Source organism: Roseixanthobacter psychrophilus (assembly GCF_043195195.1).
Classification (GTDB): Bacteria; Pseudomonadota; Alphaproteobacteria; order Rhizobiales; family Xanthobacteraceae; genus NCEH01.
Genome location: NZ_JBAFWT010000061.1, coordinates 1 through 18,400, shown reverse-complemented (window position 1 = coordinate 18,400; position 18,400 = coordinate 1). Strand labels below are relative to the sequence as shown.

Annotated in this window: 14 protein-coding genes and 2 pseudogenes; 7 read left to right on the top strand and 9 right to left on the bottom strand. The window is 64.1% G+C overall.

Annotated elements, in window-relative coordinates; genetic code table 11:
- From V5F77_RS26380 to V5F77_RS26370, 3 genes are all read left to right on the top strand, one after another.
- The coding region (locus V5F77_RS26380; RefSeq protein WP_429008092.1) for a hypothetical protein at positions 1-1,670 on the top strand (1,670 nt) is incomplete at its 5' end.
- Positions 1,667-3,814: a hypothetical protein gene (locus tag V5F77_RS26375; protein ID WP_429008091.1), complete on the top strand. Its 2,148-nt coding sequence runs from the start codon at positions 1,667-1,669 to the stop codon at positions 3,812-3,814. The genes V5F77_RS26380 and V5F77_RS26375, both read left to right, overlap by 4 nt.
- A complete protein-coding gene (locus V5F77_RS26370; RefSeq protein WP_429008090.1) occupies positions 3,811-4,173 on the top strand; it encodes a hypothetical protein in 363 nt (120 codons plus the stop codon). The genes V5F77_RS26375 and V5F77_RS26370 overlap by 4 nt, the downstream gene beginning before the upstream one ends.
- Here V5F77_RS26370 and V5F77_RS26365 read toward each other — a convergent pair.
- Entirely contained in the window at positions 4,108-5,061 is a 954-nt protein-coding gene (locus tag V5F77_RS26365; protein WP_429008089.1) for an ArdC family protein, read from the bottom strand. The two genes, V5F77_RS26370 and V5F77_RS26365, sit on opposite strands and share 66 nt — an antisense overlap.
- Before the next feature lie 139 nt (positions 5,062-5,200).
- A pseudogene (locus tag V5F77_RS26360) lies at positions 5,201-5,776 on the bottom strand (ArdC family protein); the annotation flags it as partial.
- Between the two features lie 282 nt (positions 5,777-6,058).
- On the opposite strand from V5F77_RS26360, the gene V5F77_RS26355 reads away from it, so the two are divergent.
- The 3 genes from V5F77_RS26355 to V5F77_RS26345 are packed head-to-tail and all read left to right on the top strand — an operon-like array spanning position 6,059 to position 7,067.
- On the top strand, positions 6,059-6,364 hold the full coding sequence (locus V5F77_RS26355) for a type II toxin-antitoxin system MqsR family toxin (RefSeq protein ID WP_429008088.1): 306 nt from the start codon (positions 6,059-6,061) through the stop codon (positions 6,362-6,364).
- A 2-nt stretch (positions 6,365-6,366) separates the two neighbouring features.
- Positions 6,367-6,786: a type II toxin-antitoxin system MqsA family antitoxin gene (locus V5F77_RS26350; RefSeq protein WP_429008087.1), complete on the top strand. Its 420-nt coding sequence runs from the start codon at positions 6,367-6,369 to the stop codon at positions 6,784-6,786.
- A 26-nt stretch (positions 6,787-6,812) separates the two neighbouring features.
- The gene (locus tag V5F77_RS26345; protein ID WP_429008086.1) at positions 6,813-7,067 is read left to right on the top strand and encodes a hypothetical protein; all 255 of its coding nucleotides are present in this window, start codon (positions 6,813-6,815) and stop codon (positions 7,065-7,067) included.
- A 245-nt stretch (positions 7,068-7,312) separates the two neighbouring features.
- Here V5F77_RS26345 and V5F77_RS26340 read toward each other — a convergent pair.
- From V5F77_RS26340 to V5F77_RS26310, 7 genes and pseudogenes are all read right to left on the bottom strand, one after another.
- Positions 7,313-7,552 (bottom strand): annotated as a pseudogene (locus V5F77_RS26340) (aldehyde dehydrogenase family protein); the annotation flags it as partial.
- Between the two features lie 68 nt (positions 7,553-7,620).
- The gene (mgtA, locus tag V5F77_RS26335; protein ID WP_429008085.1) at positions 7,621-10,173 is read right to left on the bottom strand and encodes a magnesium-translocating P-type ATPase; all 2,553 of its coding nucleotides are present in this window, start codon (positions 10,171-10,173) and stop codon (positions 7,621-7,623) included.
- A 14-nt stretch (positions 10,174-10,187) separates the two neighbouring features.
- The gene (fabI, locus tag V5F77_RS26330; protein WP_429008084.1) at positions 10,188-10,961 is read right to left on the bottom strand and encodes an enoyl-ACP reductase FabI; all 774 of its coding nucleotides are present in this window, start codon (positions 10,959-10,961) and stop codon (positions 10,188-10,190) included.
- Entirely contained in the window at positions 10,958-12,151 is a 1,194-nt protein-coding gene (locus tag V5F77_RS26325; protein WP_429008083.1) for an acetate/propionate family kinase, read from the bottom strand. The genes fabI and V5F77_RS26325 overlap by 4 nt, the downstream gene beginning before the upstream one ends.
- Entirely contained in the window at positions 12,148-13,563 is a 1,416-nt protein-coding gene (locus V5F77_RS26320; RefSeq protein ID WP_429008082.1) for a bifunctional enoyl-CoA hydratase/phosphate acetyltransferase, read from the bottom strand. The genes V5F77_RS26325 and V5F77_RS26320 overlap by 4 nt, the downstream gene beginning before the upstream one ends.
- Entirely contained in the window at positions 13,560-15,356 is a 1,797-nt protein-coding gene (locus V5F77_RS26315) for a PHA/PHB synthase family protein (RefSeq protein WP_429008081.1), read from the bottom strand. Before V5F77_RS26315 ends, V5F77_RS26320 begins: the two co-directional genes overlap by 4 nt.
- Positions 15,357-15,510: 154 nt before the next feature.
- Positions 15,511-16,494, bottom strand: coding sequence for a zinc-dependent alcohol dehydrogenase family protein (locus V5F77_RS26310; protein WP_429008080.1), 984 nt, complete (start codon positions 16,492-16,494; stop codon positions 15,511-15,513).
- Between the two features lie 254 nt (positions 16,495-16,748).
- Here V5F77_RS26310 and V5F77_RS26305 point away from each other — a divergent pair, with 254 nt between their 5' ends.
- Positions 16,749-18,341: an oleate hydratase gene (locus V5F77_RS26305; RefSeq protein ID WP_429008079.1), complete on the top strand. Its 1,593-nt coding sequence runs from the start codon at positions 16,749-16,751 to the stop codon at positions 18,339-18,341.
- Positions 18,342-18,400 lie beyond the last annotated feature (59 nt).

The following is an 18,400-nucleotide window of genomic DNA, read 5'->3' as shown; positions in this document are numbered from 1 at the left end:
CTAACCTCGCCACGGAAATAGCGTCGCTCTTCCGAGAACAGATACGGCGGATGGGGCCGACTCCGATAGCGCGGTCCATTCGGCGTAAGGTTCTTGCCCTTCAGCGGTTCTGGGCATTCCTGGACGAGAGGAATGTGCCAGCGATTGGTGTCGCGGACATCACCGTTCCACTGATCAATGCCTATGAAGACTGGCTTGAGCAAAACGCCGGCGGTCGCCTTCATCAACGTCATTTGATGGCAATGCTGATCTCGCTTCTGCGTCTCGCGATCGAGTTGAAGCCGGAGATTCTGCCGGCCGAGGTTGTTGCAAGATTGACCTATCTCGGACATGGCGAGGCCGGTGGCAGCCGACCGCGGGATGCCTATAGCAGCGGCGTGGCGGCATCGCTGCGGAAGGCGGCACGGACGCAAGTGGCTGACGCCTCGCGCAGGATTGCGCCAATAGGTAAGCTGCCAGAGGAGATACCAGGCCTCGGCGTCGGCAATCGGTTGCGAAAAAACTACGCTGCGGTGATCGATGAAATCTGCACGTCGGGCTGCGTTGAGCGCAGACATCCAGTTTATCAGCGGTTTGACGTGCTGGCCGCTTTCTGGAAGATCCAGCCGCGTCCCCGGATCGAAACGGTTCATGCCGGCTTCTATCTGACGCGCCTCGACCTGGTTGGCTTCATTGTCCTGCTGTCGTTGGAAACCGGCATGGAGATGGAATGCCTGCATGGCTTGAAGGCGGACTGTCTGCGCAATCCGACCAAGGGCTACGTCGAAATCGAATATTACAAGCGCCGGGCCCGCGGCTCGGAATGGAAACGCTTGCGGGTTCGAGATGGTGGGAGCAGCACGCCCGGCGGGCTGATCCGGCTGGCGATCGCGTCGACTGAACGGGCTCGCGCGCAACTTGGCACCGATCGACTGTGGGCGATCTGGACAACATCTGGATTGCGGGCGCCTCGTGAAGAGAGCGCCTCCGGCGTTGATGGATTCGTCGCTCACCATGGTCTTGTCGATAATGATGGCAAACCGCTGAAATTGCGCCTGTCTCTGCTTCGCAAGACGCAAAAGGCCGAGTGGTACAAGCGCACCGGCGGTCAACTTGAAATCTTCGCGATCGGTCATTCAATCGGGGTGGCGGCGCGCCATTATGCTGACATTCCGGCTCTGCGCCACGTCCACGAGCAGGCGCTGTCGGAGGCCTTCCATGATGCTCTCGACGCTGCGCTCCGGCCGAAGATTGTGTTGCCAGAGGCCGAAGAAGCACTCCGGATTTGCTCAGACAGCAATAAGTTGCCGGTGGCGTCGGACACGATCGATGCTCTTCTCAACGGCGAACAGGACGTCTGGCTGGCGAGCTGTGGCGGGTTCTATACGAGTCCCTTCGGTACGGCAGGGGATGCTTGTCCGACGCCTTTCTGGGGATGCCTGGAATGCGCAAATGCGGTGATCACGGCGCGGAAACTTCCGGCGCTGATCGCGTTCCAATCCTTCATGGCAGAGCAGCGAACCGGCCTCGATGCCTATGATTGGCGTAAGAAGTTTGGGCGTGCGTGGCACCGGATATCCAAACAGATCCTACCATCCTTCCCCGAGGCTGTCGTCGAGGCAGCCCGGATTGAAGCTTCCTCCGCAGAGCACTCACTGCTGTATCTACCGCCGGAGGCATCAGCGTTATGAGCACTGTCGAGCACCGACGTTCTCTGTCGCCGACTTCGATCGTCCGTTCACTGGACGATGTGGTCCTTAAGTCGATGGCTTTGGCAAAGGCTACACATCGGGGATCCCTATCGCGGTTTGGCGACGACGTCTGGGACATGGAGCCCGCCATCTTCCATGTCACGGCTCGAAATGCGTTCCGAACCGTCGACTTCACAGCGATCGTTTGCCCGGTCGAGAAGTTGATGGCGAAGGAATATATCTATGCGTGGCTGGACGAGAGACTTCCTGACGGCGGCGCCAGACTGCGCCCGGTATCGGCGCATAATGCTCTGATGGAGCTGATGCGGTTCGTGTCCTTCGTCCGGGAGAAATTAGGGGCATTCGAGGTCCGCCTCATCGACCAGGAGCTGATCGACGCGTGGCTCGACTTCCACAAGCGTCGCAAGATCACACTCGGCCGCGTGGGCGTCCTGCTGAAGCCGGTCGTGGAGTTGCGGCGCCTTGCCCCGTTCCTGACCTGCGGCGGGCTCAACTTTATGCCATGGAACGGACGGACGACATTCTCGGTCGCAGGATGCGTCGGTGGCCGATATGAAAACTTGACCCCACGGATTCCGGAACCGGTGATCGGAGCGATGCTGCGCTGGTCGCTCAAGTACGTTGAAATATTTGCGCCCGATATCTTCGCTGCCCGCGCGGAGCTCGACAAGCTGGAAAGAGGCGATGCCAATCGGCCTGACTATGCCGTCAGGGGCAGCGTCGTGCCGAAAATGCGGCGTTGGATTGAAAAGCGCCGCCAGCAGACTCGGGGGGTTCCCGTTTGGAGCGATCCTGAAGTGCAAGGAGGACTCATGTCGACGCTGGCGCACGCGAGCGTACTGGATGGTGAAGTCCTCAATATGCGCCTCATCGCCCTACAAAGCGGGCTGGACCCCAATAACATGGGCCAGAATAAAGATGCGCTGAAGCTGCTCCTCGATGCGGTCGAGGAATTGGGCTGCGAAGCGGGTGGGATGGACACTCCAATCTCTACCGACCTCGATACCGGTCGTCCTTGGCGGAAACGGTTCGATGCTTTTGCCCTTACGCGTGAAGAGCGGCATCTGCAAACAGCAGCCTACATCGTGTGCGCTTACCTGACGGGAATGCGCGACGGCGAAGTGCAGGCGATGCAGCCAGGGTGCCTGAATCGAAGACGTAGCGCCGACGGGATCGTGGAGAGGCTGGCGATCCGGAGCATGGCTTACAAGGGTCGAGGCACACGCGGCGAAGCCGAAGAATGGATCACCATCGAGCCGGTCGCCAAAGCCGTCGATGTCGCCGAACGGCTTGCCGAGAGATACCGCGAACGGCGAGGCGAGGATGGAATATGGTTCACCCTTGACCGAGGAACCGCCCGCGAAAGAGGCCTCTCCCATATAGTTCGGCGGATCAATTTGCTTCGAAGCCACGTCAATGAACAGTATGGTACTCATGAGGAGCCTGCCATTCCGCTTGCCGGCGAGCGACCCTGGACCTTCAACACGCGACAACTCCGACGGACAGTCGCGTGGTACATTGCCAATCGGCCATTCGGGGTGATCGCGGGCAAAATCCAGTACAAGCATGCCTCAGTCGCCATGTTCGACGGCTACGCCGGGTCTTCGGCGTCGGGCTTCCGGCAGGAGGTCGAACAGGAACGTGCACTCGGGCAGCTCGACGATATTATTGAGCACTATGAGGCCTGTCAGCGCGGCGAGCGCCCGACTGGTCCCGCGGCTCGTCGGGTTGCGGCGGAAATGGACCGCGTCGCCGGCGAGGTTGGGCGGTTCCCCGGTGTCGTCGCCGGTAGCGAGCGCATCAGGGCGATGCTGGGGCATCTCGCACGGACGCTCCACGTCGGATATCTCAACGACTGCTTCTTCGAGCCCGCAACGGCACTTTGCCTTGCTCAATCGGCAGAGAAGGAAAAAGTGGCGCCGATGCTGTCGAACTGTGCGCCGGACCGGTGTCCGAACTCTTGCATCACATTGCGCCATCTGCCGGCGTGGGAGGCATCAATCGCAGAAGCTGAAGACCTCCTGAAAAACAAGCGGCTGTCACCGCTTCAGCGCGAGGCCCTGCAACGCGACAACGACCGAAAGCGCAAGCTGATCGCACCATTGAAGAAGGAAGGGCTATGATCTCGATCAGCACCGCCACGGAATTGGCGCTTCGTGCGGCAATGGCGCGGCTGATCGACGGGCGGCCAAATAGTACAGACGGTCGCCTCACCGTCGTCAATCTCGCGGCCGAGGCCGGCGTTAGCAGGGCAACCGCCAATAGGGCAACGACGGTACTGGAGACATTCCGCGAAGCCGTGGCCGAGATCAGACACGAGCGTGGAAATGACGGCGGCTCGAAACCGGCGAACCGTGAGGAGAACCGCCGTCATGTCGAAGATCTGCTCGCGCAGCACGAACAGGTGCGCGCACTGCTACGCGTCAGTGAGCAGCGCCGCATCGAGCGCGACAGAGTTCACCTTCGGATCATCAGACCCTGAATCTGCGGAAGGTTGCTGGGCGTGCATCCAATCAGCCGCCTGCTGCGCCTTGCTTGCGGCGGTGAATATCGCCTTGGGATCCGCTTTAAGCACCTCCAGCCAACTTGAGATGTATGCGGCGTGATCTGGTCGCGGATGGTGGGCGATGCCAAGATCCGCCAGGATCAGTCCGCTGAGAATCTCGACGCAGCATTCGTCGGCAGCGTAGGCGGCGGAACCAAAGCGGCCCGACAAGTCTCTGTCAAGCCGATGCTTCGCCCCTGAAGCGTGGCCGTTCTCATGAGTCCATACGCCATAGAACGACGCCGCATCGCGGAATTTATCGAATGACGGCATAAATACCGTATCAGTCGAAGGCTGGTAATATGCTCTCGTTCCGCCGAAAACCGTCTTGATGCCGAGGTTCGCGATGAACGCTTCGGCGTGTGCGAGACGCTCGGTCTCCGGCAATACGGCAACAGGCGCGGACTCATAGCCATCGACCTGTGCCACGTTGAAAACGGAAAAAGCGCGGGCAAACATGCGGCGCCGTCCATCCTCGTCTTCGTCAGAGCCGACGGTGTGGCCGGCATTAATCTGCTTCCAGAGGACGACGGTCGTCGCCTGTTCACCCTTGCGAACCTGGGCTCCGATCTCTTGCCACTGCCGATAGGTTCCCCAGAGACCTTCGGGGTATCCATGGGCCATGGCAGCGGCCCATAGGGCGAGCGTGTTGACGCCGCGATAGCGCTTGCTCGAAACCACATTGGTCGGACGCGCGGTGCTGGTGCCATCATGGTGCCAGGGCGCGCGCCATTCGCCGGTGCCGGCTTCGATGGCTGCGATAATCTCCGCGGTGATACGTGTGTAGACATCGGCGCGATCATGCGCCAGCTTGTGCTGGGACATCTTGAATCTCCTCGACGGGCGCGCAAAGGCGCAGCGGATCGGGCAGTCGATCTGCCGTCCGTGAACCACGTCGTCGCTGGTTGAATCGAGGGAGTGATCAGTGAACCGTCGGTGAGACAGGTTGACTGTTCAGATAAACCACATAGTCGTGCCGGGTGTCGTAGTAGGCCTGGTCGCCGCCGAGACGAAAATCGGCGGCGCTGGCCTTGATGAGGGCGTCGATCGCCGGCGGCACCACGGCGTCGGGAACAGCGGGCACCGGCGCCGTCAGCGTGTCCGGGAGACCGTCGCACTGGTCGACGTTGAAGACGGTGAAGCGCTTCAGGAAGGGGATGCCGCCGCGCCCGTCACGGTCCCGGCTGTCGCGCGCATTGTCTTCGCCCGGCGTGAAGCGGCTGGCATAGACGACGGTGGTGCCGTGCTCGCCCTTGCGCACGCTGCCGCCGAGCCCGAGTGCCTGGCGGAAGGTGAGCCAGTTCTGGGTGCTGAAGCCGTGCTCGATGACGGCGTCCCAGAGAATGAGGATGTTGATGCCGGAGTATTTTCGCCCCGTGGTGGCGTTTCGCGGCATCGCCAGCGGAGCGGCAGCGGCCGACCAGGGCTGGACCCAGGGCACGCGGCCGGCCTCCAATTCGGCGATGATCCGATCGGTGATGTCCTGATAGAGTGACGCCCGGTTCGGGGCGGGGCGCCGGCGGGTGGCTGCATGGTCCATGGCGGGTCTCCGCGACGGGCCGGCCGCGAGCCACTCTCGCTGGTCCCTCGACCCGTCACGGCCGGACCGGCCGCCCTCTCGCTCTCCTGGAGGGCCTGCCTCCCGCGCCCATCCTTTTCCGGCGAGCCGCGGCTTGGCCACTGCCGCGCGACCGATCGTTACCGCAGGCGCAGACCCGGAACGGGGCTGCGTGGAGCCGGCGCGGCCGGCGGCATAGAGCGGGCTCCGACCCTTGTCGGACGCGCCCTTGAACTGCCACCTTTATGGGGGCATATTGCAGCGATGGAGAAACGGCGGCCGACCTATGATCTCGAGGCCATCAAGCTGGCACTGGAGTCGGTCGACCAGCTGGCGATGACGACGGCGGCGTTGCGGGATGCAACGGCGCTCGGGTTCGATCGCGGTGGCATCGTCGAGACGATCCTCGGGATCGAGCGGCGCATGTTCTTCAAGTCGATGACGACGTTCGCCGATCATCGCGTGTGGCAGGACGTCTATCACGTGCCGGCGCGAGGATTGATGCTCTATGTGAAGTTCCAGGCGGACGTCATCACCGAGTTCACGGTCATGTCGTTCAAGGAGAAATGACCATGGTGATGAAAGAGACGGTGCTTCCCGACACCATGACGGCGCCGGAAACCGGCGAGATCCTGACGCGCAGCGTGCGGCCGTTCGTGGTGGCTTACAAGGGTGTGAGCCTCACGGTGGAGCTGCCCGGCTATTATCCGGCCGGAGAGGGCGACGGCATCCATATCGGCAAGGACATGGAGGTGGTGGACGTGGCGCTGCGGACGCTGAAGGAACAGGTCGACGGCGTGCCGTCGCCGGCGACCATCCGGCGTATCCGCACCAAGCTCAATCTTTCCCAACGTGACGCCGGCACGTTGCTGAAGGTCGGCGAGAACGCCTTCGACAAATACGAGCGCGGGCTGGTCGAGCCGAGCGGCCCGACCAGCCAGCTGATCAAGCTGCTGGATCGCCATCCGGAGATGGCCGACGAGTTGCGCTGACTGGAGCGGATGTTTGGAGCTCTGCCATGCCGACCTGGCCGAATGACAAATTGCTGAAGCATGGACCCGAGCTGCCGATGGAGGAGCGGATCCGGCGCTACCAGCACAACATACGCGCCATCCGGGAGTCCGGATGTCCAGTGCCGACATCGGCTTATGCCGATACGCTCGACCCTGCCGAGATCGAGCTCTGGTTTGCCGACAGCGCGTATCGTAGCCATCGCCTGAAAGAGGCGATCAAGGGATTGGCGAAGCTGCCACCGGACAGCGAGATTCCCTGATCGCGGGGACCGAGGTGGGGCCCTGCGCGGGATGCACCTCATCGCGCGGAGGGATCCTGCTCGTGGTTGTGCGGATAAGCGTCTCCAGTTGGGCCAGATGAAAGAGAGCGGCAAGAAAACAAGGCCGACGATAAGCGTCACCTCCCGCGGCCGATGCCGTCTCGGCCCAACAGCCGCGCGTGAGCGCAAGGCAGCCTGGCGCGATGCCGAGGATCAGGGGGACGCCGACGAGCGGGCTGATCCGCTTAGAACGGCGCGTCGATATCGACGACGTTGGTCAGCTTGTGGTTGACGAACTCCTTGATGCCGAGGCCGAGCAGTTCGCGGCCATAGCCCGAGCGACGGACGCCGCCGAAGGGCAGGTCGGCCTTGACCATGGTGGGATGGTTCACGAACACCATGCCGGTGGAGATCTTGGCCGCTACCTCCGCACCGTGCTTGAGATCCGAGGTGAACACGGAGCCACCGAGGCCGAAGGGCGAGTCGATTATTGTGCTCGCGCGCCCGCTGCCTTGATTGGAATCAAGGACACGCGCCAAGTGCATCTTCGGAGTCAGCGTTGCCGTATTTTTATGGCCAGAGGCTTGAGCAATTCGGCCGAGACCAGATAGGCGACCACGATGACACCAATTCCGAGAAGGATGCTGATCGCTGGCACCTCAAAGCCGAACCAGGGGCCCATCGGTGTGAACGGCAGCGCCATTGCGACGACGAGCGCGATGAGAGATGACGCCGCCAGCGCGGGGCGTGGCAAATCCTGCCATGGTCGCCCGTTTGTGCGGATGATGAAGATGACGAGGATCTGCGTCGCCATGGATTCCAAAAACCACGCGGTGCGGAACTCGGCCGGAGACGCGTGAAACACGTACAGCAGCACGCCGAAGGTCAGGAAATCGAACAGCGAGGAGAGCGGACCCATAACCCCGGCGAAGCGCAGCAAGCCGCTCATATCCCAGACCTGCGGCCGCTCGATCGCTTCCTTTCGCACGCCGTCGAAGGGGATGCCGAGCTCCGACAGATCGTAGAGCAGGTTGTTCAGGAGGATCTGCGTCGGCAGCATGGGCAAGAACGGCAGCGCCATGGACGCGACCGCCATCGACAGCATGTTGCCGAAATTGGAGCTCGCCCCCATGCGCACATATTTGAGGATGTTGGCGAAGGTCCGCCGGCCTTCCTCGACGCCATCGGCGACGACCCCCAGATCCGAGGCCAACAGGATCATGTCGGCCGCCGCCTGCGCCACGCCGGACGCGCCCTCAACCGAGAGCCCGATATCGGCGGCCTTCAGTCCCGGGGCATCGTTGATGCCGTCTCCGAGGAAGCCGACGACAGCGCCCTTTGCCTGCAGCGCCTTGACAATGCGCGACTTCTGGTCCGGCGCCAGCCGCCCATAGGCATCGACGGTCCGCACCTGCACTGCCAGCGCGTCGTCGCTCAGGGCCGCGATTTCGGCACCCGACAGCACCTTGTCCGCGTTGAGGCCGACGAGGCCGGCAAGACGCCTGACGACGACGGGATCGTCGCCCGACAGGATCTTCAGCCTAACGCCGGCACCAGCCAGCCGGGCGATCGCCGCTGCGGCCGTCGCCTTGGGCGGATCGGCAAAGGCACAGAACCCTTCGAAGGTCAGGTCCGTCTCATCGGCCGCCTCGACCTCATGGGCCGTTCCCGACCAGGGGCGAGAGGCCACAGCGATGGTGCGCAGCCCGTCTCCAGCTAGGGCACGAACGAGATCGATCGCCCGCGCCCGTTCGCTCTTGCCCATCGCCGTGATGGCCTCACCGGTGCGCTGCGCAGTACACAACGCCAGAACGGCTTCCGGCGCGCCCTTGACAATCAGCAAGGGGCCATCCGGTCCCTTCGTGAGGACCGAGCCGAGCCGTCGGGTAAAATCGAAGGCGTGCCTGCCGGCGAGCGTCCAGCCTTCGGCAGCTCCGGCCGAGCCCTCGATCAACGCGGCATCGAGCGAGCCCCGGTTGCCGCCAAGGCTGGCGGCGATGGCGCCAAGCCGGGCGGCGCGGGGATCGTCCGTGCCGGTCGCGTCGAGACTTCGGGCAAGCGTGATCTCGGCCGAGGTCAGGGTGCCGGTCTTGTCGGTGCACAGCACCGTCATGGCCCCGAGGTCGTGGATCGACGCCAGGCGCTTGACGATGACCTTTTTGCGCGCCATGCGCATCGCGCCGCGCGACAGGGTGACGGTGGTGATCATCGGCAGGAGTTCGGGCGTCAGGCCGACGGCCAGCGCTACGGCGAACAGCACGGAATCGAGGACCTCGCGGCCGAGCAGGACCCGGGTGGCGAGGACGATCACGACCAGACCCAGCGTCAGCCTTGCGATGACAAGGCCGAACTGGTGCAGATCGCGCTGAAACGGCGATGGCGCCTGCGCCTCGGAAAGGGCCGAGGCGGCGGCGCCGAACACGGTCGCCCGGCCGGTGCCGACGACGAGCGCGATCGCTTCTCCGGTCTGCACCACGGCGCCGCGAAACAGCGCGTTGGAGGCTTCGCCGGGGCTTGGCGCGGTTACCACGCCCGGACGTTTCTCGACGGCGTAGGGCTCGCCGGTCAAGGCCGCTTCGCCTGCGGTACAGGCCGTCGCGTCGAGGATCATCGCGTCGGCGGGAATGATGTCGCCGGCCCGCACCCGCAGAATGTCGCCGGGGACGACCTTCGCGACCTCGACCTGACGGAAGATGCCGTCGCGCTTGACTTCGGCCTTCAGCGCCACCGAGCGCCGCAGCACCTCCGCCGCTTTCACGGCGTGTCCCTCCTGCACGGTGTCGAGTCCGATCGAGATCGCCAGGATCGCGACGATGATCGAGCCGCCGATCCCGTCCCCGGTCGCCACCGAGACGATGCCGGCCGCCAGCAGGATCAACGACAGGGGTTCGAGCAGCCGCCGGAGAATGGCCCGCGCGACGCTGTCGCTCTTCGTCTGGGCGTCGCTGTTGGCGCCGTAGCGGGCAAGCCTCGTTTCGGCCTCGGCCGAACTCAGGCCGTCGCTGCCGCATTGGAGCGCGGCGCAAAGGTCCGGCAGTGTCCGCGTCCAGAACGTGGCGAGGTTGCCGGGTCTGCTTTCGGGGGCGTGCTGGTCGACGGCTGTCATGGCGCCCCTGTCGTTCATGCGACGATGTGAAAACCGTGATCGGCATAGGTGACCGAGCCGGTCAGGGGCGCGGCAGTCTCGCTGGCGAGAAAGCTGGCGACGCGTCCGATCTGCTCGATCGTCACGAGCTGGTTGGCCGGCGTTCGGTCGCGGACGCGATCCAGCAACTCGTCGAAGCGCTCGATGCCCGAGGCGGCGCGGGTCTTGACCGGGCCCGCCGACAAAGCATGCACATGGACGCCGCGCGGGGCGAGATCGGTGGCGAGCGCCCGTACCGTCGATTCCAGCGCAGCCTTCACCGGCCCCATCAGATTGTAGTTCTCGACGACGCGGTCGGCGCCGTAGAAGCTCACGGTCTGCAGGCTTCCGCCTTCGCTCATCAACGGCAGGGCCAGTTTCGCCATGCGGATGAAGGAATGACAGGAAACATCCATCGCCAGGGCAAAACCCCCCGCCGAGCAATTGACGAGGCCCGTCTGCAGGTCCTCGCGCGGTGCGAAGGCGATCGAATGGAACAGGAAGTCGAGCCGCCCCCATTGGCTCGCGATCTGCTCGAACACGGCCTCCAGTTGTCCTTTCTCGCGCACGTCGCAGGGCACGATGATCGGCGCATCGAGGGATTCCGCCAGCGGCCGGACGTAAGGCTCGGCCTTGGCGTTGACATAGGTGACGGCGAGCTCCGCGCCTGCGTCGCGGAAGGCGCGCGCGCAGCCATAGGCGATGCTGTGCTCGTTGGCGATGCCGACGACGAGGCCGCGCTTGCCGGTGAGATCGACGATGGGCGTCATCGGATGGCCTTTCCTGCCTGGAGAATGGAGCAGGCCTCTTCGGCGATCACCTGCTCCTCATCGGTCGGAACGACGAGGACCGCGACCTTGTTGGTGCTGGCTTCGATCCGCATCGCATTCTGTGAATTCGCGGCGGGGTCGATCGCGACGCCGAGCCAGGCGAGATGCCGGCAGACCGCGTCGCGGACCTGCGGCTGGTGCTCGCCGATGCCGGCGGTGAAGACGATGCCGTCGAGCCCGCCCAGCGTCGTGGCGAGCGCCGCCGTCTCGCGGGCGATGCGGAAGGCGAAGAGGTCGAGCGCCTCGCGTGCTTCCGGCGCATCGCTCCCGATCAGGTCGCGGCTGTCGGCGCTGATGCCGGAGACGCCGAGCAGGCCGGAGCGATGATAGAGCATGTCTTCCACCGCCTCGATCGAGAGCCCGCGCTCCTTCAGCAGGTGGATCAGGACGCCGGGATCGAGAGCGCCGCAGCGGGTCGCCATCGGAATGCCGTCCAGCGTCGAAAAGCCCATGCTGGTGTCGCGGCTGATGCCGGCCTCCAGCCCGCACAGGCTCGCGCCGCTGCCCAGATGCGCCGCGACGACGCGGCCGCCGGCGATATCGGGCGCGACCTGCGCCAGCCGCGTGGCGATGTATTTGTAGGACAGGCCGTGGAAGCCGTAGCGCTTGACGCCCTCGTCGAAGAGGGCTCGGGGCAAGGCGAAGCGCCGCACGAGATCTCTCTGGCTGCGGTGGAAGGCCGTATCGAAGGAGGCGATCTGCGGCAGGTTCGGACGCAGATGCTGGATCGCCCTTATCAGCCGGACGCTCTGCGGCTGGTGCAGCGGCGCCAGAGGCACCAGAGCCTCGATGGCCCCGAGCGTCCTGTCATCGATGGCCTCCGGCCCCGCGAAGCGGTCTCCGCCATGAACCACGCGATGTCCGACGGCGGCGAGCGCGCTCACCGAGAAATGGCGCGCCAGCCAGCCGAGCGTCTCGTCGATCACCTCGTGCAGATCGTCTGTGACCGGCGCCGCGAGCGGGATATCGGCCGTCGTCGGCCCTTGGACGATGTGAAGCGTCAGGGGCTTGTGGCGCAGGTCGATCACGCCCTTGCCGAGGCGGCGCGGTGCGTCCGCTTCGATCGCAAACAGGCCGAATTTGATCGTCGACGATCCGGGATTGAAGGTGAGGAGAATACGGTCGCTCATGGCGCGAGAGCTTTCGTCTTGCGGCGCGCCACCACCAGCTTGGCCAGCGACACGGAGGCAAGCCTGACCTTCAGCGAATCCGAGCGGCTCGTCAGGATGATCGGTACGCGGGCGCCGAGCACGAGTCCGGCCGCATCGGCGCCGGCGAGATAGATCAACTGCTTGGCGAGCATGTTGCCGGCCTCGAGATTGGGCACGACGAGGATGTCGGCCTGCCCTGCGACGGGCGAGACGATCTCCTTGATCCGCGCCGCATCGAAGCTGATGGCGTTGTCGAAGGCGAGCGGCCCGTCGACCCGCGCGCCGCTGATCTGGCCGCGCGCCGCCATGACGGTCAAAGCGGCGGCATCCAGCGTCGCCTGCATGGCGGGATTGACGGTCTCGACGGCGGCGAGGATCGCCACCATCGGCTCCGCGATGCCGAGATCATGCAGCAGGTCGATCGCGTTCTGGCAGATGTCGCGCTTCTGCGCGAGGGTCGGGGCGATGTTGATCGCAGCGTCGGTGATGATCAGCGGCTTGGGATAGACCGGCACGTCGAGCGCATAGACATGGCTGATCCGGCGCTCCGTGCGCAGTCCGGACTGCGCCGCGACCACCGCGCCCAGCAATTCGTCGGTATGCAGGCTGCCCTTCATCAGGGCCTCGACCTCGTCCCTTGCTGCGAGCTCGACGGCGCGGGCGGCGGCGGCATGGCTGTGCTCGGTCGACTCCAGCCGAAGCCCGGCAATCGAAAGCCCGGCTCGTTCGGCGGCCTCCCGGATGCGATGTTCCGGGCCGACCAGCACCGGCGTGATGAGGCCGTCGTCGCGCGCCTCGATCGCGGCCTGGATCGCCTCCGCATTGCAGGGATGGACGATGGCCGTCAGCATCGGCGGCAGACCGCGTGCCGCCCGCAGGAAGGGCTCGAACCTGTCTGACCGGCGCAAGGCGATCTCCGGCACCGCCATGCGGGGCAGCGAGAGCTTCTCGTCCGGCGCGATCACGGTCGCGGTGCCGGTCAGCACCTCGTCGCCATGCTGGTTGGTGCAGCGCGTGTCGAACAGGACGATGCGCTTCTCCGGCCGTTTTTCCTGCACCGTGACGGTGGCGGTGATAGTGTCGCCCGGCGCGACCGGTTTGCGGAAGCGCAGATCCTGGCAGAGATAGATCGTCCCGGGCCCTGGAAGCTCGGTGCCGAGCAGGGTCGAGATCAGCGCTCCCGTCCACATGCCGTGGATGACGACATGGCCAAAAATGTCGCCCGCCGCATATTGCGCGTCGAGATGGGCCGGATTGACGTCGCCCGAGACCGCCGCGAACAGTTTTATGTCGTCGGGCCTGACGAGACGCACGAGCGAAGCAGTATCGCCAACAGCGAGTTCCTCGAAGGTCCGGTTCACCAGCGGAGCGCTGGCCGAGACGGCGCTCATGACTGCATCACATAGGTGCCGGGCGCATCGGCAAGCGGCGCATAGCCCTGCTCCGGCGCTCCCATGGCAGGGGGCGAGGCCTGGTTTCCGGTGGAATGAGCGGTGAGCCGTACTGCCCAGTCCGGCCACCACGACCCATCCTGTGTCGGCGCCGCGGCCATCCATTCCTGCGCGCTCAGCAAGGCATCGGCGGGCGCCTTGGTCGTGATGCGGAAGTGCCGGTGCGGGTGGCCGGGCTCGCTGACGATGCCGGCATTGTGGCCGCCGCTGGTCAGCACGAAGGTCACGGGGACGTCCGAGAGATGGTGGATCTTGTAGACCGATTGCCATGGGGCGACATGGTCGCGCTCGGTCCCGACCGCGAAGATCGGCGCGAGGATATTCTGGAGCGCGATCGGACGGCTATCGACCACATAGCGCCCCGAGGCGAGATCGTTGCCCAGGAAGAATTTGCGCAGATACTCCGAATGCATGCGGTAGGGCATCCGCGTCGCGTCGGCGTTCCAGGCCATGAGGTCGATCATCGGGGTGCGCTGGCCCATCAGATAGTCGTGGATCATCCGCGACCAGATGAGATCGTTCGATTTGAGAAGCTGGAAGGCGCCGGCCATCTGGCCCGAATCCAGCGTGCCGCGCCCCCACATCATCGCTTCGAGGAAGGAGACCTGGCTGTCGTCGATAAAGAGCTGCAGCTCGCCGGGCTCGCTGAAATCGGTCTGGGCCGCGAACAGGGTCATGGTCTTGAGGCGATCATCCGCGACCTCCATCATGGCGGCTGCCGTGAGCGCCAGCAGCGTGCCCCCGAGGCAATAGCCGCCCGCGTGGATCTTCTGGTCCGGTACGATGGAGGCGACGGCGTCGAGTGCCGCCATGACGCCGAGCCGGCGGTAATCCTCCAGCGACAGGTCGCGGTCGTCCGCCGTGACGTTGCGCCAGGAGATGCAGAAGACGGTGCGGCCCTGGGTGACGAGATAGCTGATCAGGGAGTTCTGCGGCGACAGGTCGAGGATGTAGTATTTCATGATCCAGGCCGGCACGATCAGCACGGGCTCGGGATCCATGGTCTCCGTGGCCGGGGCATACTGGATCAGTTCGATCAGGTGATTGCGGAAGACAACCTTGCCCGGCGTCACGGCCACCGTCTCGCCGGGCTTGAACGCCCCGCTTCCCAAGGGCGGCAGCCCCTCCTTGGTCCGCCGCGCATCGTCGCTCCAGTTGCGAAAGCCCTCGGTCAGGTTCCTCCCGCCTGTTCGCAGCGTCTCCCGGGCGACGGTGGGATTGGTGAAGGGCGAATTGGACGGCGAGACCATGTCCAGCCACTGGCGCGCGGCGAAGGAGACGACATCCTCATGATGGGGCGAGACGCCCTGAACATCATGGGTCGCGACATGCCACCATTGCTGGGTCAGCAGAAAGCTCTGGTACCAGAGCCGGTAGGGCAGGGCGTTCCAGCCCTCGTCGCGGAACCGCTCGTCGCCGGCCAGGGGCTCGATGCAGGGCGGAGCCGCTGGATCGAGAGCCGATCGCACCGCATCGCTCGAAAGCCGGGACGATTTCCGCGCAGCCTTGAGTGCAAGCTCCATCTGCTTGCCCGGCGCTGCGCCCAGATGGATCGCCCAATCGGCGAAAGCCAGCCACAACGCGGCCGGTGACAGCCCGCCGGTCATCCGCGCGGTGGCGGCCGCGCTCGTCCGATCGATGTCCCGGAAGAAGTCGGCGGGCGGAAATGAACCGTGCTCGCCATCCGTCTTCGTCAGCTTGCCCGCGGGAGGCGCGCCTACGCGGTCATCCATTTAGATCTCCTGATCGAACACCGTATTAAGTCCCGACCGAAGCCCAGACTATTCGACAAGCCCATCGGAACACCTTGATCAGAAGCCTGCGTCAGGATTGCGATACCAGTGCGCCCGCGACCTGAAGTGCCGCGGAGGTCTTTGTTCGTCACGCTCACGGGACGAGGACCGCTGCGCCCTGGAAACGCCCGGCTCGCAGATCCGCAAGCGCCTCATTTGCCTGTTCGAGCGGATAGACCGTCGTCGTTGCCTTCACGCCCGCCCTCGGGGCGAGTTCCAGGAATTCGACGGCGTCCTCGCGGGTGAGATTGGCAACGGAGAGGATCTGCCGCTCCTCCCACAGGATGCTGTAGGGAAACTGCGGGATGTCGCTCATATGGATGCCGCCGCAGACGACGTGACCGCCCTTGCGCACCGCGCGCAGCGCCGCCGGCACGAGATCGCCGACAGGCGCGAAGATGATCGCCGCGTCGAGAGATTCGGGAGGCGCCGCATCGGAGCTACCGACCCATTTCGCGCCAAGGGAGCGAGCAAGGTGCTGCGCGGCCTCGTCGCCGGTGCGTGTGAAGGCGTAGATCTCCCGACCTTGCCAGCGGCAGACTTGCGCCAGGATATGGGCGGCGGCGCCGAAGCCATAGAGCCCGATCTTGTGGCCGTCACCTGCCAGCTTGAGAGAGCGCCAGCCGATCAGACCGGCACACATCAGCGGCGCCGAAGCGACCGGGTCATCGAAGCCAGCGAGAGGAAAGGCGAAGGCTCCATCCGCTACGACATGGGTCGCGAATCCACCATCGCGCGTGTAGCCCGTGAACAGCGGATTATCGCACAGGTTCTCGTGATGCGAAGTGCAATAGGGACAGATGCCGCAGGTATGCCCAAGCCAGGGAATGCCGACTCTCGTCCCGACTGCGTGCCCCGTCGCACCCACACCGAGTGCTTCGACGCGGCCGACGATCTCATGGCCGGGAATGACCGGAAGCTTCCCCGCCGGGAGATCGCCATCGACGACATGAAGATCTGTCCGGCAGACGGCGCAGGCTTCGACGCGCACCCGGATTTCGCCGGGTCCGGGAACGGGCAGCGGCCGTTCCTCGAGCCGCAACCGTTCCCCGACCGCATGGAGAACCATGGCCTTCATCACATCGAGTTCTCCATGGTGCGCTGGCCTCCGACGCATCCCGTTCAAACCGGCGGCGCGATGTACATGCCGGACATTGGCTCGAAAACGACCGTGGTGATGACCCATGCCACATTCATCGTGAACGCAATCCATGCTGCATAGATAGCCGCGGATCAGCGTAACCTCGCGGACGCCTCCTGGCGATTCAGGGAGGGAAACCAACCGCGGGGTTTCCTTAATTAGGCCGTTCCGGCAATCGATAAGGTGAAAACATGTCCAAACCCGATCGCACGCAGACCAAGGCACATCTCGTCGGCGGTGGCATCGCTTCGCTGGCGGCTGCCGCGATTCTGATCCGCGACGGCGATCTGCTAGGCAAGAACATCACTATTTACGAGGAACTCGATCGGCTGGGTGGCGCCCTCGACGGCACGGGCGACCCCGAGCACGGCTACATCGTCCGGGGCGGGCGAATGATTGAGAGCAAATACCTCTGCACCTACGACCTTTATTCCTCGGTGCCGACGCTCGACGGCAAGCAGACGGTCACCCAGGAGATCATGCAGTGGAACGAGATCATCAAGACGGGCTCCAAGTCCCGGCTGGTGCGCGGCGGCCATAAGATCGACGCGCCGGAGTTTGGCCTCACCGAGAAGCACATCCTGACCATCGAGAAGCTCGCGATTGAGCCGGAGGCGCTCCTCGGCAACAGCAGGATCAGCGATCATTTCGACGAGGCATTCTTCAATACCAATTTCTGGTTCATGTGGTGCACCACCTTCGCCTTCCAGCCCTGGCACAGCGCGATCGAGCTCAAGCGCTATTTCGTGCGCTTTACCCATATGGTGGCGGGCTTCAACGAGCTGCGCGGCATCATGAGGACCTATTACAACCAGTATGACTCCCTCGTGTTGCCGTTGCGCAAATGGCTAAAGGAGCGCGGAGTTCAGTTCCGCCTCGGCACGCGGGTGACGGATATTGCCTTCGCGGAACGCAATGGCGAGACCTTTGCCGAAGCTCTGAGTTATGAGCGTGGCGGCGAAGCCGGGCAGCACGCTGTCGGACTGCAAGATCTGGTCATCGCCACTCTGGGTTCGATGACCGAGGCCTCCTCGATCGGAACCATGGAGACCGCGCCCGTGCTGAACGACAAACGCACGGGCGGCGCGTGGACGCTATGGGAGAAGATTGCCGCTGGCCGTCCCGAACTGGGGCAACCGGGCAAATTTTCCGACCATATCGACGAGTCGAAATGGATCTCGTTCACGACGACGCTGAAGAACACCGAGTTGTTCGATCTGGTTCGCGACTTCACCGGCAATGTGCCTGGCGAGGGCGGGCTGATCACCTTCATCGACTCCGGCTGGTTGATGTCGATCGTTTTGCCTCACCAGCCGCATTTCATTGGCCAGCCCGAGAATGTGCAGGTGCTCTGGGGCTATGCTCTCTCGATCGACAAGCCGGGCGACTATGTGAACAAGCCAATGTCGGCCTGCAGTGGCCGCGAGATAATGACTGAACTGCTTGGACATCTCGGTGCGTCCGACCGGGCGGCAACCATCCTGGCCGGCGCCATCTGCTTGCCCTGCACGATGCCGTTCATCACCAGCCAGTTCCTGGCGCGCGAGAGGGGCGATCGGCCCCAGGTGCACCCGAAGGGCTATGCCAACTTCGGCGTCACCGGCCAGTTCTGCGAACAGCCTGACGATGTCGTCTTCACGGTCGAATACTCGATCCGTTCGGCGATGACGGCCGCTTATGAATTGCTTGACCTTGATCGCAAGCCGCCGGCGGTGTTCAAGGGCCAACTTGATCCGCGCAACCTCTACAAAGCCTTCCGCGCCCTACACGATATGGACGGGTGAATGCGCCTCATCGCGCGTAGGGATCATATTCGTGGTTATGCAGATATCCGCATAACCAC

Excerpts from the sequence above, each read along its gene's own strand:
- V5F77_RS26320 (WP_429008082.1), bottom strand. The coding sequence starts at position 13,563 with ATGAGCGCCGTCTCGGCCAGCGCTCCGCTGGTGAACCGGACCTTCGAG.
- V5F77_RS26310 (WP_429008080.1), bottom strand. The coding sequence starts at position 16,494 with ATGAAGGCCATGGTTCTCCATGCGGTCGGGGAACGGTTGCGGCTCGAG.
- V5F77_RS26355 (WP_429008088.1), top strand. The coding sequence starts at position 6,059 with ATGGAGAAACGGCGGCCGACCTATGATCTCGAGGCCATCAAGCTGGCA.
- V5F77_RS26365 (WP_429008089.1), bottom strand. The coding sequence starts at position 5,061 with ATGTCCCAGCACAAGCTGGCGCATGATCGCGCCGATGTCTACACACGT.
- V5F77_RS26305 (WP_429008079.1), top strand. The coding sequence starts at position 16,749 with ATGTCCAAACCCGATCGCACGCAGACCAAGGCACATCTCGTCGGCGGT.
- V5F77_RS26350 (WP_429008087.1), top strand. The coding sequence starts at position 6,367 with ATGGTGATGAAAGAGACGGTGCTTCCCGACACCATGACGGCGCCGGAA.
- mgtA (WP_429008085.1), bottom strand. The coding sequence starts at position 10,173 with ATGACAGCCGTCGACCAGCACGCCCCCGAAAGCAGACCCGGCAACCTC.
- V5F77_RS26315 (WP_429008081.1), bottom strand. The coding sequence starts at position 15,356 with ATGGATGACCGCGTAGGCGCGCCTCCCGCGGGCAAGCTGACGAAGACG.
- V5F77_RS26325 (WP_429008083.1), bottom strand. The coding sequence starts at position 12,151 with ATGAGCGACCGTATTCTCCTCACCTTCAATCCCGGATCGTCGACGATC.
- fabI (WP_429008084.1), bottom strand. The coding sequence starts at position 10,961 with ATGACGCCCATCGTCGATCTCACCGGCAAGCGCGGCCTCGTCGTCGGC.
- V5F77_RS26345 (WP_429008086.1), top strand. The coding sequence starts at position 6,813 with ATGCCGACCTGGCCGAATGACAAATTGCTGAAGCATGGACCCGAGCTG.
- V5F77_RS26370 (WP_429008090.1), top strand. The coding sequence starts at position 3,811 with ATGATCTCGATCAGCACCGCCACGGAATTGGCGCTTCGTGCGGCAATG.
- V5F77_RS26375 (WP_429008091.1), top strand. The coding sequence starts at position 1,667 with ATGAGCACTGTCGAGCACCGACGTTCTCTGTCGCCGACTTCGATCGTC.